Raw genomic sequence first — 18,357 nt, 5'->3', positions numbered from 1 at the left:
GGGTGCGTCAGACGCACCGAACGCCACATTGGGTGCGTCGCATGCACCCAATGCCACATTGGGGCGCACCTCGGACAGAAGCCGGGCGGGGCGGGCGGGCTATGAAGGGCCCCCTCACGGACAGCCAAAGGTCGTGAGGGGAACCCTGAGGGAATCAGCGTCTGTGAAGGGGGCCCTCACGGACCAGAGCGGGTCGTGAGGGGAACCCTCACGGAATCAGCGTCCGTGAAGGGGGCCCTCACGGACCGCGGGTGAGTTAGCGGGTCATGTCCGAGCCGCCGTTGACGGAGACCACGGTGCCTGCGACATAGCCTGCTTCTTGGCTGGTGAAGAAGGCGACGAGCGCTGCCACGTCTTCCGGTTGTGCGGCGCGGCCTGCGGGAATGCGCTTCTCGAAGTCGGAGAACCAGTCCGGCGGCGCCTCGCCTAGGGCGTCGGTCCGGGTCAGGCCGGGGGAAACGACGTTGGCCACTACGCCGTTCGGTGCGCCTTCGCGGGCGGCGAACTTCGCGTACGAGATCAGTGCCGACTTCGCGGCGGCGTGTGCGACAACATCCGCGCCGACCGGTCCCTTGCTCGCTTCCGCGGCCAGGTAGACGATCCGGCCGTAGCCCTGGTCTGTCATCAGCTCCCACACCGCGCGGGTCGGGTGGAAGGCTGCCGCGAGTTCGTCGTTCACCTTCGTCGAGAAGGTTTCCCACGGGATTTCCGCGACGGATCCTTGCGCGAGCCCGACATTCGCGTTGCACACCAGCGCGTCCACCCGGCTGTAAGCGTCGACGGTGGCCGCGATCAGCGCCTTGGCTCCGTCCGCGTCGCGTACGTCGGCTCCTACTGCGATCGCTTCGCCGCCGGCCGCGGTGATGGCTTCGGCTGCTTCCTCGGCGGCGTCCTTCGACGTCAGGTAGTTGATCACCACCCGGTCGCCTCGGGCGGCCAGCCGTTCCGCGATGCCGCGGCCGATTCCGCGTGCCGCCCCGGTCACCACCGCGACGCGGCGTACCTGATCTTCCACCCGATACTCCTCGGTCTCGGGCCCCCGGCTTCCCCGGGTGGCCGTTTCCGACAATGTATCGGCTGAAACCGTTATCGCGACACCGACTTCAGAGATCTTCGAGAACCTTTTGAACGACGGCAGCGAGCATCGGGAAACTACCCAACCCGGCTGAGGAGACACTACGGATGTCCGACAATCCCGCGCGCGCGAAAACGCCGCAGCTAGAGCTGATGAACCTCATCATCGGCGATTGGAAAGCCCGCGCGGTTCACCTGGCCGCCGAACTCGGCTGGCCCGACCGGCTCGCCGACGGGCCTCGCACGGCCGCTCAGGTGGCGGCCGATTCCGGCACAGATCCTGTTGCCACCCAACGATTCTTGCAGTACCTCACCGCACTGCGAGTGTTCCGGGAGGACGACGGCGCGTTCGCGCTCACTGAGCTTGGCGAGCTGTTGCGCAGCGACCGGGAAGACTCGCTGCGGCCGTACACGCTCATCGCGGGCTCCGAATTCCATCGCGCCTGGACTGATATCGCCTCCGCGGTGCGAACCGGACAAAATGCTTTCGAAGGCGCATTTCAGTCTAGCTTCTTCGAGTATCTCTCCGCAAACCCCGAACGCGGAAAATTGTTCGACCGCGCAATGGCGGGCAACACCACGTTGTTCGACGCGGTCCCTAGCGCCTACGATTTCGGCGCACATGAGCGATTTGTCGACGTCGGCGGTGGCAGTGGAGAGCTGGCGGTCCGGCTGCTCGCGGCGCACCCGCGGTTGCGCGGAACGGTCTACGACGCCGAACAGTCCGCGGAGACCGCGAAAAAGGCCATCTCGGACGCTGGCGTGGCGGAACGCTGCGAGGTGGCGTCCGGGGACTTCCTGAAGTCCGTTCCCGAAGGCGGCGACGTCTACCTGCTCGCCCGGGTGCTGGTGAACTGGCCGGACGAGGATTGCGCCCGGATACTGGCGAACTGCGCCGCCGCGGCCGCACCGGGTGCGCGGCTGTTGCTGGTGGAGCGAGTGTCCGGGCCGGGCGTGGACAACGCGTTGCTGCTGTCCCACGACACCCTGATGTACGTGCTCTTCGGCGGGGGCGGGATCCGTTCCAGCGCGGAAGTGACCCGGCTGCTTGAGGAAGCCGGATTCGCGCTGGACGCGATCACTCCGCTGCCGCAGGAGTTCTCGCTGATCTCCGCCACCCGCCGAGGCTGAAGGCCGAAGGCCCGGGAACGCGTCAGGAAACCTCAGCCGTCCGCCGTTCCCGGGCCGGCACCACTACCAGAACCACGATCGCCGCCAGCACCGCGGCACCAGCAGCGGTAAGGGCTGTCGTGCGCATCGCGACCGAGAACGCGTCCGCGCCGGCGGTGAACAAGTCAGCACCCTGGTTGCCGCCCAGGGTCGCCGCGGCGGCCTTCGTCGCTTCGATCGAGTCGCCCGCCGCGAAGCGGGATTGCTCGGGCAGCACCGACAACGCGGGGTCGACCCCGTTGCGGTACACGACAGTCAGCAGCGAACCCAGCACCGCGATGCCGATCGCGCCGCCGATGCTGCGGCCCATGTTCGTCAGCGCCGACCCGACGCCCGCGCGCTCGCGCGGCACCGCCGACATGATCGTGGTGGTCGCGGGCGGCATCACGTGGGCCATCGCCAAGCCGACCAGGAAGTCGGCGACGAACACCGGCCACAGCGGGCTGTTCTGGTCCAGCAGCGCGAAAATCGCGACGCCGACGGCCAGCAGCAGCAAACCGCCGACGAGCACGTTCTTGGCCCCGAACTTCGCCGACAGCGCCGCCGAGCGCGGCGAGAACACCGCGAGGGCCAGTGCCAGCGGAAGAATCGCCAAGCCGGTCATCAGCGGGCTGACGCCGAGTACGCTCTGCAAGTAGAAGATCAGGAAGAACGGCACGCCGAAGTTCACGAAGAACGCCAGCGTCACCGCACTGGTCGCACCGGCGACCCGCCGGTCCGACACCAGGCGCAGATCCAGCGCGGGGGCCGAGGATCGCAGTTCCACCAGGATGAACGCGACCAGCAGCACCACACCGAGCACCAGCGGGACATACACCCGCGGATCGGCGACCGTGGCGAGGTTGCCCGCCTGGATGATGCCGTACACCAGCGCGGTGCTCCACGCGACCGACAGCACCACGCCGGGCACGTCGAGCTTGCGCGCGGTCGAGGTGGACTCCGGGACCATCAGCACGGTCAGCACGATCGCGGCCAGCACGATCGGGCCGTTCACCAGGAAAATCGAGCCCCACCAAGCGAACTGGATGAGCACGCCGCCGAGCACCGGGGCGATCACGGCCGCGATGCCGGCGGCGGACACCCAGTACCCGATGGCGCGCGGGCGTTCCTTGTCGCCGAAGACGTGCGAGATGGTCGCGAGCGTGGTCGGCGGGATCGCCGCGCCGCCCGCGCCCATCACGACGCGCCACAGCACCAGTTCGCCGGGCGAGTGCGCGAACGCCGCCAGCACGCTGGAGACGCCGAACACCACGAGCCCGATCAGGAGCACCTTCCGGTGTCCGAGCCGGTCCCCCAGCACGCCCCACGCCAGCAGCAAACCGGCGTAGACGAGCGTGAACCCGTTGACCACCCACTGCAGCTGGTCCGCGGACGCGCCGAGCCCGTGGACCGGATCGGCGAGCGCGCGGAAGGCGACCGTCACGATCGTCGCGTCCAGCACGGTGAGCAAAAAGGACGTCAGCAGCACCGCGAGGATCGCCCAGCGGCGCGGGTTCAGGGCAGGCTCGGACACCTGTCCTCCTTCGGAAGGCTTTGGCGGAATTCCCCTTACACCGCGGAACCGAGCCTGCTGTTCACCAGTTCGACCAGCGCGCGCGGCGTGTCGATGTCGACCACCGTTTCGTCGGGCAGCTCGACTCCGTAGTCGCGCTGGAGCATACTCGCGGTCTCCATCAGTGCGAGCGAGTCATAGCCCAATTCGGCGAACGGAATGTCGCGCGCGTCGGTGGTTTGTGCCATTTCGTCGCTCTCTCCGGCGCACCGGCGGACGATCTCCATCAGATCTTCGTAGGTCAGCTCGCGCATGACTACTCCTCCTGCCGCGCAAAAACGGCTTTCGGTGGGTTCTTCTTGCTGGATAAGGCTTTGCGGTTCGGCCGTTCGGGTGATCTTGAAAACGTGTTCCTCACACTCCGCGCAGTACCAGCGCGGCGTTGTGCCCGCCGATGCCGCGGGCGAGGACGACCGCCGCCCGCACCGGCGTTTCCCGTGCGGCCCCGGTCACCAGGTCAATCTTGTGCTCCGGCAGCGGATTCGAGACGTTCGGCGTCGGCGGCACCACGTCGTGCCGGATCGCCAGCGCCGCGCACGCGACGTCCAGCGCGGCACCGCCCGCGGACAACCGGCCGACGCCGGCCTTTGGCGCGGTGACCGGGACACCGCGTTCGCCGAACACCGCGGAGATCGCTTCGGCTTCCTCGCGATCGAGCGCCGGATCACCGGCCGCGTCGGCAAAAACGACGTCAACCTCGGCGGCGGAAATGCCCGCGTCCGTCAGGGCGAGTTCGATCGCCCGGCGCAATCCCGGCGGACGACCGCTGCCCGGTTTCGGGTCGAATGTGGACGAATACCCGGCAATCTCGGCGTACGGCGGCTGCCGGTCCCGTGACGACTCCGCCGGTTCCAGCACGAGCACCGCACCGCCCTCGCCGGGCACGTACCCGGCGGCGGACTGATCGAACGGCAGATAAGCCTTCGCCGGTTCGCTGCTCTTGCTGAGCCGGCCGGACGTCAGCATCGCCGCCCAGCCCCACGGGCACAGCGCGCTGTCGATGCCGCCGGTCAACGCGACCGCGGTCCCGGAACGCACCGCGCGCCGGGCCTTTCCGATCGCGTCCAGCCCGCCGGCCTGTTCGGACACCACCACCGCGCCCGGCCCGCGCATGCCGTGCCGGATGGAAATCTGCCCGGTGTTGACCGCGTAGAACCACGCGAACGACTGGTACGCGCTGACGTACTTGCCGCCTTTGCTCCACATGTTCTGCAGTTCCCGCTGACCGAACTCGTAACCGCCGGCCGAACTCGCGGTGATCACCGCGAGGTCGAATCCGTCGTGCGCCTCCGGGTCGACCCCGGCGTCGGCCAGCGCCCATTCCGCGCCCACGAGCGACATTCGAGTGGAATGGTCGGTCTGCGGCAGCAACCGGCTGGGCAGGATGCCCTTCGCGCTGAACCCGGCGACCTCGCCGGCGAGCGTGCTCGGGTAGCTCGAAGCGTCGAACCGGGTCACCGGACCGATTCCGCAGGCCCCTTCGAGCGTCGCCTCCCAGAACTGCTTGACCCCGCTTCCGGTCGGCGCGAGCACGCCGAGCCCGGTGATCACCGCGCTCATGCCGGACCGCCCACGTTGCTGGTGAGCACCATGGCGCTCTGGAAACCGCCGAACCCGCTGCCGACCGTGAGCACCGTGTCCACCGCGGCTTCTCTTGCCACCAAAGGAATGTAGTCCAAGTCCAGCTCCGGGTCCGGTTCGGTGAGGTTGGCCGTGGGCGGCAACAGCCCGTCGCGCATGGCGAGCAGGCTGGCGGCGATCTCGATCGAGCCGATCGCGCCCAGCGAATGCCCGACCATCGATTTGATCGAGCTGACCGGGACGCGATAAGCGTGTTCTCCCAGCGAATTCTTGAACGCCTGCGTCTCGTGCCGGTCGTTCTGCTTCGTGCCCGAGCCGTGCGCGTTGACGTAGCCGATCGACTCCGGCGTCACCCGCGCCTGGCCCATCGCCTGCCGGATCGCTTCGGTCATTTCCACGCCGTCCGCACGCAGGCCGGTCATGTGGTAGGCGTTGCACCGCGTGGCGAAACCGGCGATCTCGCCGTAGATCCGGGCCCCGCGGGCGAGCGCCCGGCCCAGCTCCTCCACCACGAACACCGCCGCGCCCTCGCCGAGCACGAACCCGTTTCGCGTGTTGTCGAACGGCCGTGACGCCGTCGCCGCCTCGTCATTGCGCGGCGAAGTCGCCTTGATCGCGTCGAAGCACGCCACGGTGATCGGCGAGATCGGTGCGTCCGAGCCGCCCGCGAGGACGATGTCCGCGCTGCCTTCGGCGATCAGGTCCCGAGCGTGTCCCACCGAGTCCAATCCGGACGTGCACCCGGTCGAGATGACCTGCACCGAACCTTCCGCGCCCGCTTCCCAGGCCACTTCCTTGGCCATCGAACTCGGCACGAACTGGTCGAACAGATGCGGCACCGCGTACTCGGCGTCGACCTCCCACTTCTTCCCGCCGTCGCTCACCACGACGTACTCGCGTTCGAGGCTCATCGTGGCCCCGACCGCGCTGCCGATCGACACCCCGGTCCGGTACGGGTCCACATCGGACGGAGTGAGCCCCGCGTCGGCCAGCGCCTCCCGCGTGCACACCACCGCGAACTGCGAGACCCGGTCCATCCGCCGCACCTGCTGCGGGCCGAGCCCGGCCGCGGCCGGGTCGAAATCGCATTCGGCCGCGATGCGCGAGCGGAACTGGGAGGCGTCGAAGAACGACACCGGCCGGGTGGCCGTCCGCCCGCCTGACACCATGTCCCAGAACGGTTCGCGTCCGGGTTTCCCCGGCGCGACAACACCTATCCCGGTGATCACTGCCCGGCGCGGACCTCCGCTGCCGTGCCGCGCCGGCACTCCCGCTGCCCCGGGGTGCCCTGCACTCGTACTCACTCCGTCTGCACCTGCCCTTCGCGCTCCGAGCGCCCGACGTCGCTGTCATCGAGTCTGGGCCCGGGGTGTCCAAGACGGATCGAAACGGGGTCGAACCCGCTCCAGCCGGATTCGACCGGAGCGACAGCGGCTCGACCCCGCCCGTCCTCAGCCGGTGGCGACCACGGCCTCGCGCGCCGCGGGCTCGGCTTCCCTTGCCAGCAGGCGGCCCGCGAACGACGGAAGCCGCGGAACGCAATAGACCGCGTCCGAGGTGGACGGCCGCAGAACGTCTACATTGGACTCCGCGTCGCGGTACCGGTGCGGTCCCGATCCGCCGCGTTCGCCGATTTCCTCGGCCAGCCCGGCGGATTCGAGGTCCTCGAGCACTTCGCGAACCAGTTCTCCCGGCCTGCCAAGGATCTTGACCGCGTCCGGGACGGTGAACTCGTCGAGGCTCGCCAGCCGCCGGAAGGCTTCCTTCGCCGGTCCGCACAGCGTCCGGTAGCTCGCCCGGACGCTCGCGTCGACTGTGCCTTCCCCGCACGGCAACCGAAGCACCGCACCGGGATCGCGGGACAGCCGGTCGTGCATCCGGCGCAGCGACCAGGCCGGCCGGTAGGCGAGATACCCGCCGACCGCCGCGACCGCCAGCGGCAACCGGCCGCACATCCGCACCAGCGCGCTGGCGCAGTCGAGGTCTTCCAGCATCCGCCGCCGCCCGATGAACTGCCCGAGCAGCTCCAGCGACTCGTTGACCGTCAGCGGCGGCAGATGCACCGGGGCGACGACGCCGCGCAGATACAGCCGCCGCCTGCTCGCGACCAGCAGCAGACTGCCAGAACCGCTGGGGCGCAACAGATCCACTTCGGCCGACCGGGCGGCGTCGTCCACGACGACCAGCAGCCGCCGGGTCGCGGTGTAGTCGCGGTAGACGTTCACCAGTTCGGACATCGACGGCGCGGGCGACAGCGGAACGCCGCACGCGCGCAGGCAGCCGGCGAGCACGTCGGCCATCGTCTCCTCGCCGCGATGCACCGGGGACAACGGCACGAAAATCTGCCCGTCCGGGAACGTCGCGCGGACTCGGTGCGCGACATGCACGAGCAGCGAGGTCTTGCCCGCGCCCGGCCCGCCGGTGATCTCCACGACGGCGCTGCCGCCGGTGAGTTTGGTGCGCGCCGCGGAACACCGCCGCACCAGTTCGCGGATCTCCTCGTCCCGGCCGACGAAATCGGTCACGTCGGACGGAAGGTGGTTCGGCCCGAACACCTCCGGCGCGGTGGGCCGCAGCGGGACCAGATCACCCTCCGCATCCGCGCGCACGACGGAAACCACTTCGACGACGCTGCTCTCAGTCACAGTCCCGTTGTCGTCGATACTCCGGACGACTGCTTCCGCAGCACGCTCGTTTTGCCCGATCTGGACGATTTGCCCGTTGTCTAGACCAGTTGTGGCTTCACTCACACCGCCACTCACGCCGCCGCCGCGCTGGGCCGGAAGGGTCAGCGCGGGATCGTCCACCAGGATCTGCTGGTGCACCGAGCGCAGCGTCGCCGACGGCTCGATCCCCAGCTGCGCGATGAAATCGCTGCGCACCCGGTGGTAGACATCGAGCGCCTCGACCCGGCGGCCGCAGCGGTAGAGCGCGACCATCAGCTTCGCCGAGTACGCCTCGTGCGTCGGATTCGCCTTGACCACCCCGGCGAGTTCGTCCACCACCCGGCGGTGCCTTCCCAGCGCCAGCTCGGCCTCGAACCGCAGGTCCAGCGCCGCTTTTCGGCTCTCCTCCAGCTGGGTCGCCCGCGCGGCGAGAGCCGGACCCAGCGGAAGATCGGAAAGCGCGGCCCCGCGCCACAGTGCGAGCGCCTGCCTGGCCAGTTCGGCGCACGCTTCGAGATCGCCCGCGTCGTGCCGGTCGCGAGCCTGGTCGAGCAGCGCCGAGAAGCGCACCGCGTCGACCACGTCCGTCCGCGGCACCTGCAGTTCGTAGCCGTGCGGGCGGGTCAGCAGCACTGTCGCGCCCGCCTCCGCCGAGCCGGCCAGCCGCAGCGATTTGCGCAGCTGATAGACGTAGGTCTGCAACGTCGTGGCCGCGCTCGCCGGCGGGTTGTTCTCCCACAGCTCCTCGACGAACTGCTCGAAGTGCACTGCCCGGTTGGCGTTCAGCGCGAGCATGGCCAGCACCGTGCGGAGCTTGGGCGCGGACGGCGTCTTGCCCACTCCGTCCGCGCATACGGCCAGCGGTCCCAATATTGCGATCTGCATCCGACCCCCAGATACGTGCCGAAACAGCACGCCAGGCAGCTGCCCCGCGTGCTTCGCTTTCCCCCAGTGAGACGCCAGCGACGCTAGCAGAGAAACGGCTTCCTGATCCCGGGCCTGAAAAACTTAACGTCCGCCTGATACTTCTGCGAACTGCCCGTTCGTATTGCCGTTGGCAGCCGAACACAGGAACACTGCCAGTTGTGCGACATCACCCGGACAGCTCAATCGGCCACTGGGCGTGATGGCTCGCTCGCGCTCCAGCATCTCCGGCGGAACCTGTTCCGCAACACGGGGAGTGACGGTCAGGCCAGGAAGAATGGTGTTGACCAGCACCCCGTCGCGGCCGACGTCCCAGGCGAGGCTGGTGGCGAAACCGTGCAATGCGGACTTCACCGCACCATATGCCTCCCGGCCCGGCTTGCCCGCCGTCGCCGCGCGCGACGAAATAAATGCGATCCGTCCCCATTTCTTCGCACGCATACCGGGCAACACCTTCGCCACGGTGTGCAGAACCGGCGCGATATTCACATTGATGAACGAAACGCAATCCTCCGTAGGGAGTTCTTCGAACAATTTCCCCGGCTTGCGCAGTGCGCCCGGGCTGATCGCATTCGCGACCAGCACGTCCACCGCGCCCCAGTGCCGCTCCACCTGCTCGACCGCCGCGTCCACACTGGCCAGATCGGCCAGGTCGTAGTGCACGGCGAGGCCGCGGTCCGGACCGCATTCGCGCGCGACCTCCTCGGCCGCTTCGCGGTTGGCCCGGTAGGTCACCGCGACCTTGGCCCCTTCCGCGGCGAACGTGCGCGCGAGTTCGGCCCCGATCCCGCCGCTGCCGCCGGTCACCAGCACGACTTTGCCGGTCAGCCCCAGATCCACCTTCGCTCCTCGATGTTCTCTCAGTAGTGGTTGCGCGACGCGAAGGTCCGTGAGGGGAACCCTGAGGGAATCTGATTCCCTCAGGGTTCCCCTCACGGACTTCCGCACGAGCGGAGCCGCCCGGGCCCGCGCAGATCCCGCTCTTAGACAGAAATGTGCGCGTGCCGCAGCACAGCCCGCACCGCAGCGGCGGACATCCGGTCGCCGCGGTCGGCCACGTAGCCGTCCGGACGCGTCAGGATCCAGCCCGTCGCCGAAAGGCCGAGCGCCCGCCGCAACGCGCCGTCGCCGTCCGGCAGATCACCGGCCGGGCCCGCCACCTGCGGCACGAGCCAGCCGCCCACCGAGGGCAGGCCGTCCCGCTCCGCGTCCGGGCCGAGCACCAGCGTCCAGCCCGGTTCGCGCAACTGCGCCAGCAATGCTTGCCACGCCGGGGTTTCCGCGTCCGCACCGGCGACAACCGACAGTCGTTCGCCCGGCCGCGGTCCAGGCCCGGCCGCGACGGGACCGTCCCCATAGGACAGTCCCAGAGCGGACATCCCGCCCATGATCTTGCGTTCCAGCTTGCCGCGCAGCGCCGAAACATTGCGCATCACCCCGAACGCCACCGGCAGGATCGCCGCGACGTACGGATTTTTCAGCTGCACCAGGAAGGTCGCCTTCTTCGTGGTGCGCAGCAGCTCCGCGCCCACCGGCACCCGCTCGCGCGAGTAGCTGTCGAGCAGCTGCTCGTCGGCGTGCCCGTCGATGACCATCGCCAGCTTCCACGCGAGGTTGTACGCGTCCTGCACGCCGGTGTTCATGCCCTGACCGGACGCCGGGCTGTGCACGTGCGCGGCGTCGCCGGCGACCAGGCAGCGGCCGGACCGCATCGTCGGCACCATCCGCTGCTGGATGGAGAACACCGAAACCCACGTCGGCGGAGACACCACGGTCGGCACCCCGGTCGCGGCGGACACCTTCTCCGAGAACCGGCGCGCTACCAACGCGTCGTCGCCGGACCCGGAGTAGGCGACGTCTCGAGTGTCGAGCAGCCGCCACTTTCCCTCGTCCGGGAACGGCACCATCATCACCGAACCGCCCGGAGTCCGGATCAGATGGATGCTGTCGCGCGGCAACGCGGTGTCCGCCTGCGCGTCGGCGATCAGCCAGGTCTCCGACGAGTCGCCTTCGAGCTTCAGTCCCAGTTTCTTGCGCACCGCGCTGTGCCCGCCGTCGCAGCCGACCAGCCAGTCCGCCGAGGTCTCCTCGACCTCTCCGTCGCGTTCGAGCCGGACCTGGACGCCGTCCCCGGTGTCGGCGAAGTCGGCCAGCCCGACGCCCCATTCGACCTCGACGCCCTGTTTGGCCAGCGCCGTCCGCAGCACCTCCTCGGTGATGACCTGGTCGACCATCAACGTGAACGGCAGCCGCGTCGGCAGCCGCGAGTAGTCCGCCCGGAGACCGACCATTCGCTTGCCGCGCATGTGAATCGTGAACGCGCGCACCTGCTGCCCGCGCGGCAGCAGGTCGTCGAGCACGCCCATCTGGTCGTAGATCTCCAGCGAACGCGGATGCGTGGCCAGCGCCCGGCTCGTGACCGCTGGCCCGGCGGCCCGGTCCACGATCCGCACCCGCACCCCGCGCCGGGCCAGCTCGTGCGCTGCGGTCAGCCCGACCGGCCCGGCTCCGACCACCAGCGCCTGTGGCCGCTCGCTCACGGTTTCACCGCGACCACGACGGTGTCGTTGCCTTTCGGCAGGGTAGTGGCGGCGCGGAACTCCAGCCCGGCTTCGTCCAGCCACCCGCGCAGCTGCGGCACGGTGTACTCGGAACCGCCGTCGGTGATCAGCCCGACGTTGATGCTGCCGATCAGGCTGCGCAGGTCCGGGTTCTCGGCGTCGAGGATCTGGTCGTACACCACGACCGCGCCCCCCCTCGGAATCGCGTTCTTGGCGCGCACCAGCAGTTCCACCCGGCGCTGCGGGTCCCAGTCGTGCAGCACGTGGCCGAACACGACCACGTCGGTCTCCGGCAGCGGCGTCTCGAAGAAGTCGCCGGCGTGGAACGTGACCCGGTCCGCGACGCCCAGCTCCGCCATCAGTTCGTCGAAGTGCGGTTCGATCGGCGGCAGCTCGAACACGCCGCCGTGCAGATGCGGGTGCGCGAGGCACAACTGCGCCGCGACGTTGCCCCGGGCACCGCCGACGTCGACGAAGCTCTTGTACTCGGACCAGTCCACGTGCTCGGCCAGCTGCGGCGCGACCAGTGCGTTGTTCGCGTCCATGTGCACCAGGAAAGCCTTGGCGCGCACCGGATCCTCGTACAGCTTGGCGAACGCGCCGTGCCCGCCGATGTCCGCCTTGGGCTCGCCGTCGCGCAACGCCTCGGACAACTTGCCCCACATCGCGTAGTGCCGCTGCGCGGTCGTGCGGACCCGCGCGCCGAGGTAGCCGCCGCCGGGAGCGCCCGGCACCAGCACCTCCGCGGCCGCCGGAGCGTTGCTGAACTTCTCGCCTTCGCGTTCCAAAAGGCCGAGCGCGGCGAGCGCGTGCAGGAAATCGCCGGTGAACCGTTCGTGCAGCCCGAGCTCCCGCCGGATCTCCTCGAGCGTCCGCGGGCCCGCGGCCAGCAGTTCGAACACTCCCAGCTCGACCGCGCTGTGCAGGATCTTCGACTGGGTGAACAGCATGTTGAGGCGGGCGATCGCCTGCGCGTCCACGGTGGTGTGGGCAGTCATCCCGGGTCGTACCTGCCTTCCGTTTCAATGGTCCGCGGGCAGGACCGCCGCGGAAACCCTCGTTCGCGGCGATGCTCCCGGCCGGGTCTCGAAGGCCCCTCAACACGCTCTCGACCTCCGCCGACGCCCGCCTCAGGCCCGCCGCGAGCACGTCCAAGACCGCTCGGCGAGTGCTGAATCCCCAGCACAGCGCGTCTGGCCGCGCACCGGCGCGGTACTGGAGGCTTGACCGGACTGACACAGGCATGGACACATGGGGAGCACCGGCATGGATGTCGAATACGACGTGGTGATCGTGGGCGGCGGCCCGGTGGGGCTGATGCTCGCGAGCGAACTCGGGCTGCGGCCGGGCCGGGTGCTGGTGCTGGAGCGGCTCGCCGAGCCGAGCGGGCAGTCCCGGGCCCTCGGCCTGCACTCGCGGACCGTCGAGGTGCTCGACCAGCGCGGCCTGCTGCCGCGCTTCAGCGAAGGCGCGCCGGTGTGGCCGAAGGGGCACTTCGCCGGCATGCGGCTGCTCGACCTCAGCAAGCTCAACGGACGGCACACCTACGCGCTGATGGTCCCGCAGTCGCGCACCGAGGCGATCCTCGAAGAGCGCGCGCGGGAACTGAACGTCGAGATCCGCCGCGGGCACCGGCTCACCGAACTGGAGAACGGAGCCGACGCGGTGGTCGCGACCGTGACCGGCCCGGACGGCGAGTACCGGATCCGCTCCCGCTACCTCGTCGGCTGCGACGGCGGCAGCAGCCTGGTCCGCAAGCTGGCCGGCATCGATTTCCCCGGCACCGCCTCCAACATCGACGCGATGCTCGCCGACGTCCACCTCGACCAGGTGCCCGACGGCCCGCACCTGGCCCGCTGCAAGGGCGGCGTGTTCGGCACCGTCCCGCTCGGCGGCGACCTCTACCGCGTCGTGTCGGTCGAGTTCCGCCCGCCGACCGCGCACCGCGACGACCCGGTCGAGCTGGAAGAGCTCGCCGCCTCGGTCAAACGGGTCACCGACCAGGAACTCCCGATGCGCGACCCGGTGTGGCTGTCGCGTTTCGGCGACGCGACCCGGCAGGCCGCGCAGTACCGCAAGGGCCGGGTCATGCTCGCCGGCGACGCGGCGCACGTGCACTTCCCGGCGGGCGGACAGGGCCTCAACACCGGCATCCAGGACGTGGTGAACCTCGGCTGGAAACTCGCCGCGGTCGTCAACGGCAGCCCGGACGAGCTGCTCGACACCTACCACGACGAACGCCATCCGGTCGGCGCGCGCGTCTGCTTCAACACCCAGGCCCAGCTGGCGCTGATGGACCCGCGCCCGGAGATCGGCCCGCTGCGCGAGCTGTTCGGGACGCTGATGGAGTTCGACGAGGTCAACCGCTACCTCGCGGAGATGATCACCGCGCTCGACGTCCGCTACCCGACCCAGCCCGCCTCGGACCACCCGCTGGCCGGGACGCGGGTGCCGGAGTGGTCGATCGTCGTGGACGGCGCCGCCACGACCACGATGAAACTGCTGCACTCCGGCCGCGGCGTGCTGGTCGACCTCACCGACGGCCCCGCCGTGGCCCGCACCGCCGCGCCGTGGCTCGACCGGATCGACCTCGTCACCGGCTCCCCGTGCACCAGCGACGTCCCCGCCGCCTTCCTGCTCCGCCCGGACGGGCACGTCGCCTGGCTGGCCGAGAGCCCCGACACCGACCCGGCCGACCTGCGCGAGGCCCTGCGCGCGTGGTTCGGACCAGCGCCGGTGCGCTCGCTGCCCGCCGCGGCGAGCTGACCGGGACCCCGACGCGGGCAAGGGCTGTGGCCGGGATCACTCCGAAACGGCGCAGGTGACGGCAAACGGCCCTTGCGACGCGTACGGTGGGCCGTGCTGTCTGTCAGGCTGGGCCTCTCAACCGATCCAGACAATGACCTGTCTCACGAGCGTCCAGGTGGCGTGTTTCGGGCCACCGGCAGGGGACTAGCCTGGCGGTCAGCAGATGCTTGTGATATCGGATCGAGAATGGATAGAGGCGAGAGCCAGCCGTGGCCAGCAGCAGTCCCGCATCGCAGTTCGGTGCCAATGAGTGGCTCGTCGAAGAAATGTACGAGCGGTTTCTCGCGGACCCCCAGTCGGTAGACACCGCCTGGCACGATTTCTTCGCCGACTACAAGCCCACTCCGGGCGGCAACGCCTCGGCGGACGGAAACGGGGAAGCCAAGACCGCCCCCGCCGCCAAGCCCGCGCCGGCCCCGGCCGCGAAGGCTCCGGCGGCTCCGGCCGCCAAGCCTGCTCCCGCCCCGGCGGCCCCGGCAGCCCCGGCAGCCCCGGCAGCCAAGGCTCCGGCCAAGCCCGCCCCGGCCGCCAAGCCCGCGGCTTCCGCGCCCGCCGCCGCCTCCGCCCCGGCGAAGGACGCCGAGCCGGAGACCAAGCAGCTGCGCGGCGCCGCGGCGGCGATCGCCAAGAACATGGACGCCTCGCTTTCCGTGCCGACCGCGACCAGCGTGCGCGCGGTCCCGGCGAAGCTGATGGCGGACAACCGCATCGTCATCAACAACCACCTCAAGCGCACCCGCGGCGGCAAGATCTCCTTCACGCACCTCATCGGCTACGCCATGGTGCGGGCGCTGAAGGACTTCCCGAACATGAACCGGCACTACCAGCTGATCGACGGGAAACCGTTCGCGGTCACGCCGGAGCACGTGAACTTCGGGCTTGCCATCGACATGAAGGGCAAGGACAACTCCCGCACTCTCGTCGTGGCCTCCATCAAGGCCACCGAGAACATGACCTTCATGCAGTTCTGGCAGGCCTACGAGGAGATCGTCAAGAAGGCCCGCACGAACAAGCTCACCGCGGACGACTTCGCGGGCACCACCATCTCGCTGACCAACCCGGGCGGCATCGGCACGAACCACTCGGTGCCGCGGCTGCAGGCGGGCCAGGGCGCGATCATCGGCGTCGGCGCGATGCAGTACCCGGCGTCGTTCGAGGGCACCAGCGAGAAGACCCTGGTCGACCTCGCCGTCAGCAAGATCATGACGCTGACCTCGACCTACGACCACCGCATCATCCAGGGCGCGGAGTCCGGCGAGTTCCTCAAGCGGATCCACGAGCTGCTGCTCGGCGAGGACGGCTTCTACGACGACGTCTTCACCAGCCTGCGGCTGCCGTACGAGCCGATCCGCTGGGTCGCCGACATCCCGGACGGCCCGGTCGACAAGACCGCGCGCGTCATGGAGCTGATCGAGGCGTTCCGGATGCGCGGCCACCTGATGGCCGACACCGACCCGCTGAACTACCGCCAGCGCAGCCACCGCGACCTCGACGTGCTCAGCCACGGCCTCACCCTGTGGGACCTCGACCGCGAGTTCGCCGTCGGCGACTTCTCCAGCCGCGAGCGGATGAAGCTGCGCGACATCCTCGGCGTGCTGCGCGACTCCTACTGCCGCACGGTCGGCGTGGAGTACACGCACATCCTCGACCCCGAGGAGCGGCGCTGGATCCAGGAGCGCGTCGAGGTCCGGCACAGCAAGCCGGAACCGTCCGTGCAGAAGTACATCCTGTCGAAGCTCAACGCCGCCGAGGCGTTCGAGACCTTCCTGCAGACCAAGTACGTCGGCCAGCGGCGGTTCTCGCTGGAAGGCGGCGAGACTCTGGTCCCGCTGCTGGACACGGTGCTCGACAAGGCCGCCGAGGCCGAACTGGACGAGGTCGTCATCGGCATGCCGCACCGCGGCCGCCTGAACGTGCTGGCGAACATCGTCGGCAAGCCGATCAGCCAGATCTTCCAGGAGTTCGAGGGCAACCTCGACCCGGGCCAGGCGCACGGCTCCGGCGACGTGAAGTACCACCTCGGGGCCGAGGGCAAGTACTTCCGGATGTTCGGCGACGGGGAGACCCGGGTGTCGCTGGCGTCCAACCCGTCGCACCTGGAGACCGTCGACCCGGTTCTCGAGGGCATCGTCCGCGCCAAGCAGGACGTCCTCGACAAGGGCGGCGAGGGCTACACCGTGCTGCCGGTCCTGATGCACGGCGACGCGGCCTTCGCGGGCCAGGGCGTCGTCGCCGAAACCCTGAACCTGGCGCTGCTGCGCGGCTACCGCACCGGCGGCACCGTGCACGTCGTCGTCAACAACCAGGTCGGCTTCACCACCGCGCCGGAGCACTCGCGCTCCAGCCAGTACGCCACCGACGTCGCGAAGATGATCGGCGCGCCGGTCTTCCACGTGAACGGCGACGACCCCGAGGCCGCGCACTGGGTCGCGAAGCTGGCGGTCGACTACCGCCAGGCGTTCCACAAGGACGTCGTGATCGACCTGATCTGCTACCGCCGCCGCGGCCACAACGAGGGCGACGACCCCTCGATGACGCAGCCGGCGATGTACGACATCATCGACACGAAGCGTTCGGTCCGGAAGATCTACACCGAATCGCTGATCGGCCGGGGCGACATCTCCGTCGAAGAGGCCGAGGCCGCGCTGCGCGACTTCTCCAGCCAGCTCGAGCACGTCTTCAACGAGGTGCGCGAACTGGAGAAGCACCCGGCGAAGGCGAGCCCGTCGGTCGAGGGCGAGCAGCAGATCCCGGCGAAGGTCACCACCGCCGTGTCGCGCGAGGTCGTCGAGAAGATCGGCGACGCGTTCGTCGACCTGCCCGAGGGCTTCACCCCGCACCCGCGGGTCAAGCCGGTCATGGAGCGCCGCCACAAGATGTCCCGCGAGGGCGGCGTCGACTGGGCGTTCGGCGAACTGCTCGCGTTCGGGTCGCTGGCACTGGAAGGCCGTCTCGTGCGGCTGTCCGGCCAGGACTCCCGGCGCGGCACCTTCACCCAGCGGCACTCGGTGTTCATCGACCGCAAGAACGGCCAGGAGTACTCGCCGCTGCAGCACCTGGCCGACGGCCAGGGCCGCGTGATGATCTACGACTCGGCGCTGTCGGAGTACGCGGCCGTCGGTTTCGAGTACGGCTACTCGGTGGCGAACTCGGACGCGCTGGTGATGTGGGAAGCGCAGTTCGGCGACTTCGTCAACGGCGCGCAGACCGTGATCGACGAGTACATCTCCTCCGGCGAGGCCAAGTGGGGCCAGCGCTCGGACGTCGTGCTGCTGCTGCCGCACGGCCACGAGGGCCAGGGCCCGGACCACACGTCCGGCCGGATCGAGCGGTTCCTGTCGCTGTGCGCGGAAGCGTCGATGACCGTCGCGGTGCCCTCCACCCCGGCGAACTACTTCCACCTGCTGCGCCGCCACGCCCTCGACGGCATCCAGCGTCCGCTGATCGTCTTCACACCGAAGTCGATGCTGCGGAACAAGGCGGCGACCTCGTCGGTCGAGGACTTCACCGGCCAGAGCCGGTTCATGTCGGTGATCGACGACGCCACGCAGGACCCGGCGAAGATCCGCAAGGTGCTGCTCACCTCGGGCAAGCTCTACTGGGAGCTGGTGGCCGAGCGCGAGAAGCGCGGTGCGGACGACGTCGCGATCGTGCGGATCGAGCAGTACTACCCGCTGCCGAAGAAGAAGCTGCTGGCCGCGGTGGAGCGCTACTCGAACGCCCAGCAGATCGCCTGGGTCCAGGAGGAGCCGGAAAACCAGGGCGCGTGGCCGTTCTTCGGCCTCAACCTGCCGCGGAAGTTCCCGGAGTTCTTCACCGGGCTCGACGTGGTGGCGCGGCGTCCGATGGCCGCCCCGTCGGCCGGTTCGTCCAAGGTGCACGACGTCGAGCAGAAGGCGCTGATCGCCAAGGCGTTCGACTGAGTCTCGGTTAGCTGAAGGCCGCCGCGGGATCCGTTCCCGCGGCGGCCTTTGGCGTTCGGGGGTCGTGAGTGGCGATCCCGGTTCTAACCGTGATCGCC

Annotated in this window: 12 protein-coding genes; 3 read left to right on the top strand and 9 right to left on the bottom strand. The window is 69.4% G+C overall.

Annotation, left to right across the window (positions count from 1 at the left end):
- Positions 1-256: 256 nt before the first annotated feature.
- Entirely contained in the window at positions 257-1,015 is a 759-nt protein-coding gene (locus ACWGIC_RS40880; RefSeq protein WP_452081323.1) for an SDR family NAD(P)-dependent oxidoreductase, read from the bottom strand.
- A 167-nt stretch (positions 1,016-1,182) separates the two neighbouring features.
- Between ACWGIC_RS40880 and ACWGIC_RS40875 the strand changes: the two genes are divergently transcribed.
- Positions 1,183-2,205 carry a methyltransferase gene (locus ACWGIC_RS40875; protein ID WP_452081322.1) on the top strand — a complete coding sequence of 341 codons (1,023 nt, stop codon included), beginning with the start codon at positions 1,183-1,185 and terminating at the stop codon, positions 2,203-2,205.
- A gap of 22 nt (positions 2,206-2,227) precedes the next feature.
- Here the strand turns inward: ACWGIC_RS40875 and ACWGIC_RS40870 are convergent, their stop codons facing one another.
- The 8 genes from ACWGIC_RS40870 to ACWGIC_RS40835 all read right to left on the bottom strand — a co-directional run bounded on the left by ACWGIC_RS40870 (position 2,228) and on the right by ACWGIC_RS40835 (position 12,526).
- Positions 2,228-3,757, bottom strand: a complete 1,530-nt coding sequence (locus tag ACWGIC_RS40870) for an MFS transporter (RefSeq protein ID WP_452081321.1) — start codon at positions 3,755-3,757, stop codon at positions 2,228-2,230.
- Positions 3,758-3,792: 35 nt separating this feature from the next.
- Positions 3,793-4,050: an acyl carrier protein gene (locus ACWGIC_RS40865; protein ID WP_452081320.1), complete on the bottom strand. Its 258-nt coding sequence runs from the start codon at positions 4,048-4,050 to the stop codon at positions 3,793-3,795.
- A 100-nt stretch (positions 4,051-4,150) separates the two neighbouring features.
- Complete coding sequence (locus ACWGIC_RS40860; protein ID WP_452081319.1) at positions 4,151-5,356, bottom strand: ketosynthase chain-length factor; 1,206 nt, start codon at positions 5,354-5,356, stop codon at positions 4,151-4,153.
- Complete coding sequence (locus ACWGIC_RS40855) at positions 5,353-6,606, bottom strand: beta-ketoacyl-[acyl-carrier-protein] synthase family protein (RefSeq protein ID WP_452081324.1); 1,254 nt, start codon at positions 6,604-6,606, stop codon at positions 5,353-5,355. Before ACWGIC_RS40855 ends, ACWGIC_RS40860 begins: the two co-directional genes overlap by 4 nt.
- A 222-nt stretch (positions 6,607-6,828) precedes the next feature.
- Positions 6,829-8,928 (bottom strand): BTAD domain-containing putative transcriptional regulator, encoded by a 2,100-nt coding sequence (locus ACWGIC_RS40850; RefSeq protein WP_452081318.1) that lies wholly within the window; start codon positions 8,926-8,928, stop codon positions 6,829-6,831.
- A gap of 123 nt (positions 8,929-9,051) precedes the next feature.
- Entirely contained in the window at positions 9,052-9,903 is an 852-nt protein-coding gene (locus ACWGIC_RS40845; RefSeq protein WP_452081317.1) for an SDR family NAD(P)-dependent oxidoreductase, read from the bottom strand.
- A gap of 47 nt (positions 9,904-9,950) precedes the next feature.
- The gene (locus ACWGIC_RS40840; RefSeq protein WP_452081316.1) at positions 9,951-11,507 is read right to left on the bottom strand and encodes an FAD-dependent oxidoreductase; all 1,557 of its coding nucleotides are present in this window, start codon (positions 11,505-11,507) and stop codon (positions 9,951-9,953) included.
- Positions 11,504-12,526 carry a methyltransferase gene (locus tag ACWGIC_RS40835; RefSeq protein WP_452081315.1) on the bottom strand — a complete coding sequence of 341 codons (1,023 nt, stop codon included), beginning with the start codon at positions 12,524-12,526 and terminating at the stop codon, positions 11,504-11,506. The genes ACWGIC_RS40840 and ACWGIC_RS40835 overlap by 4 nt, the downstream gene beginning before the upstream one ends.
- A gap of 268 nt (positions 12,527-12,794) precedes the next feature.
- Here ACWGIC_RS40835 and ACWGIC_RS40830 point away from each other — a divergent pair, with 268 nt between their 5' ends.
- Together ACWGIC_RS40830 and ACWGIC_RS40825 are read left to right on the top strand one after the other, a co-directional pair.
- A complete protein-coding gene (locus tag ACWGIC_RS40830) occupies positions 12,795-14,294 on the top strand; it encodes an FAD-dependent monooxygenase (protein WP_452081314.1) in 1,500 nt (499 codons plus the stop codon).
- A gap of 251 nt (positions 14,295-14,545) precedes the next feature.
- Positions 14,546-18,259: a multifunctional oxoglutarate decarboxylase/oxoglutarate dehydrogenase thiamine pyrophosphate-binding subunit/dihydrolipoyllysine-residue succinyltransferase subunit gene (locus ACWGIC_RS40825; protein ID WP_452081313.1), complete on the top strand. Its 3,714-nt coding sequence runs from the start codon at positions 14,546-14,548 to the stop codon at positions 18,257-18,259.
- The last annotated feature ends 98 nt before the right edge of the window (positions 18,260-18,357 follow it).

The organism is Amycolatopsis sp. NPDC054798, from assembly GCF_053611505.1.
Note: the sequence above shows the minus strand (reverse complement) of the source record. Positions and strands in the feature narration are given on the sequence as shown.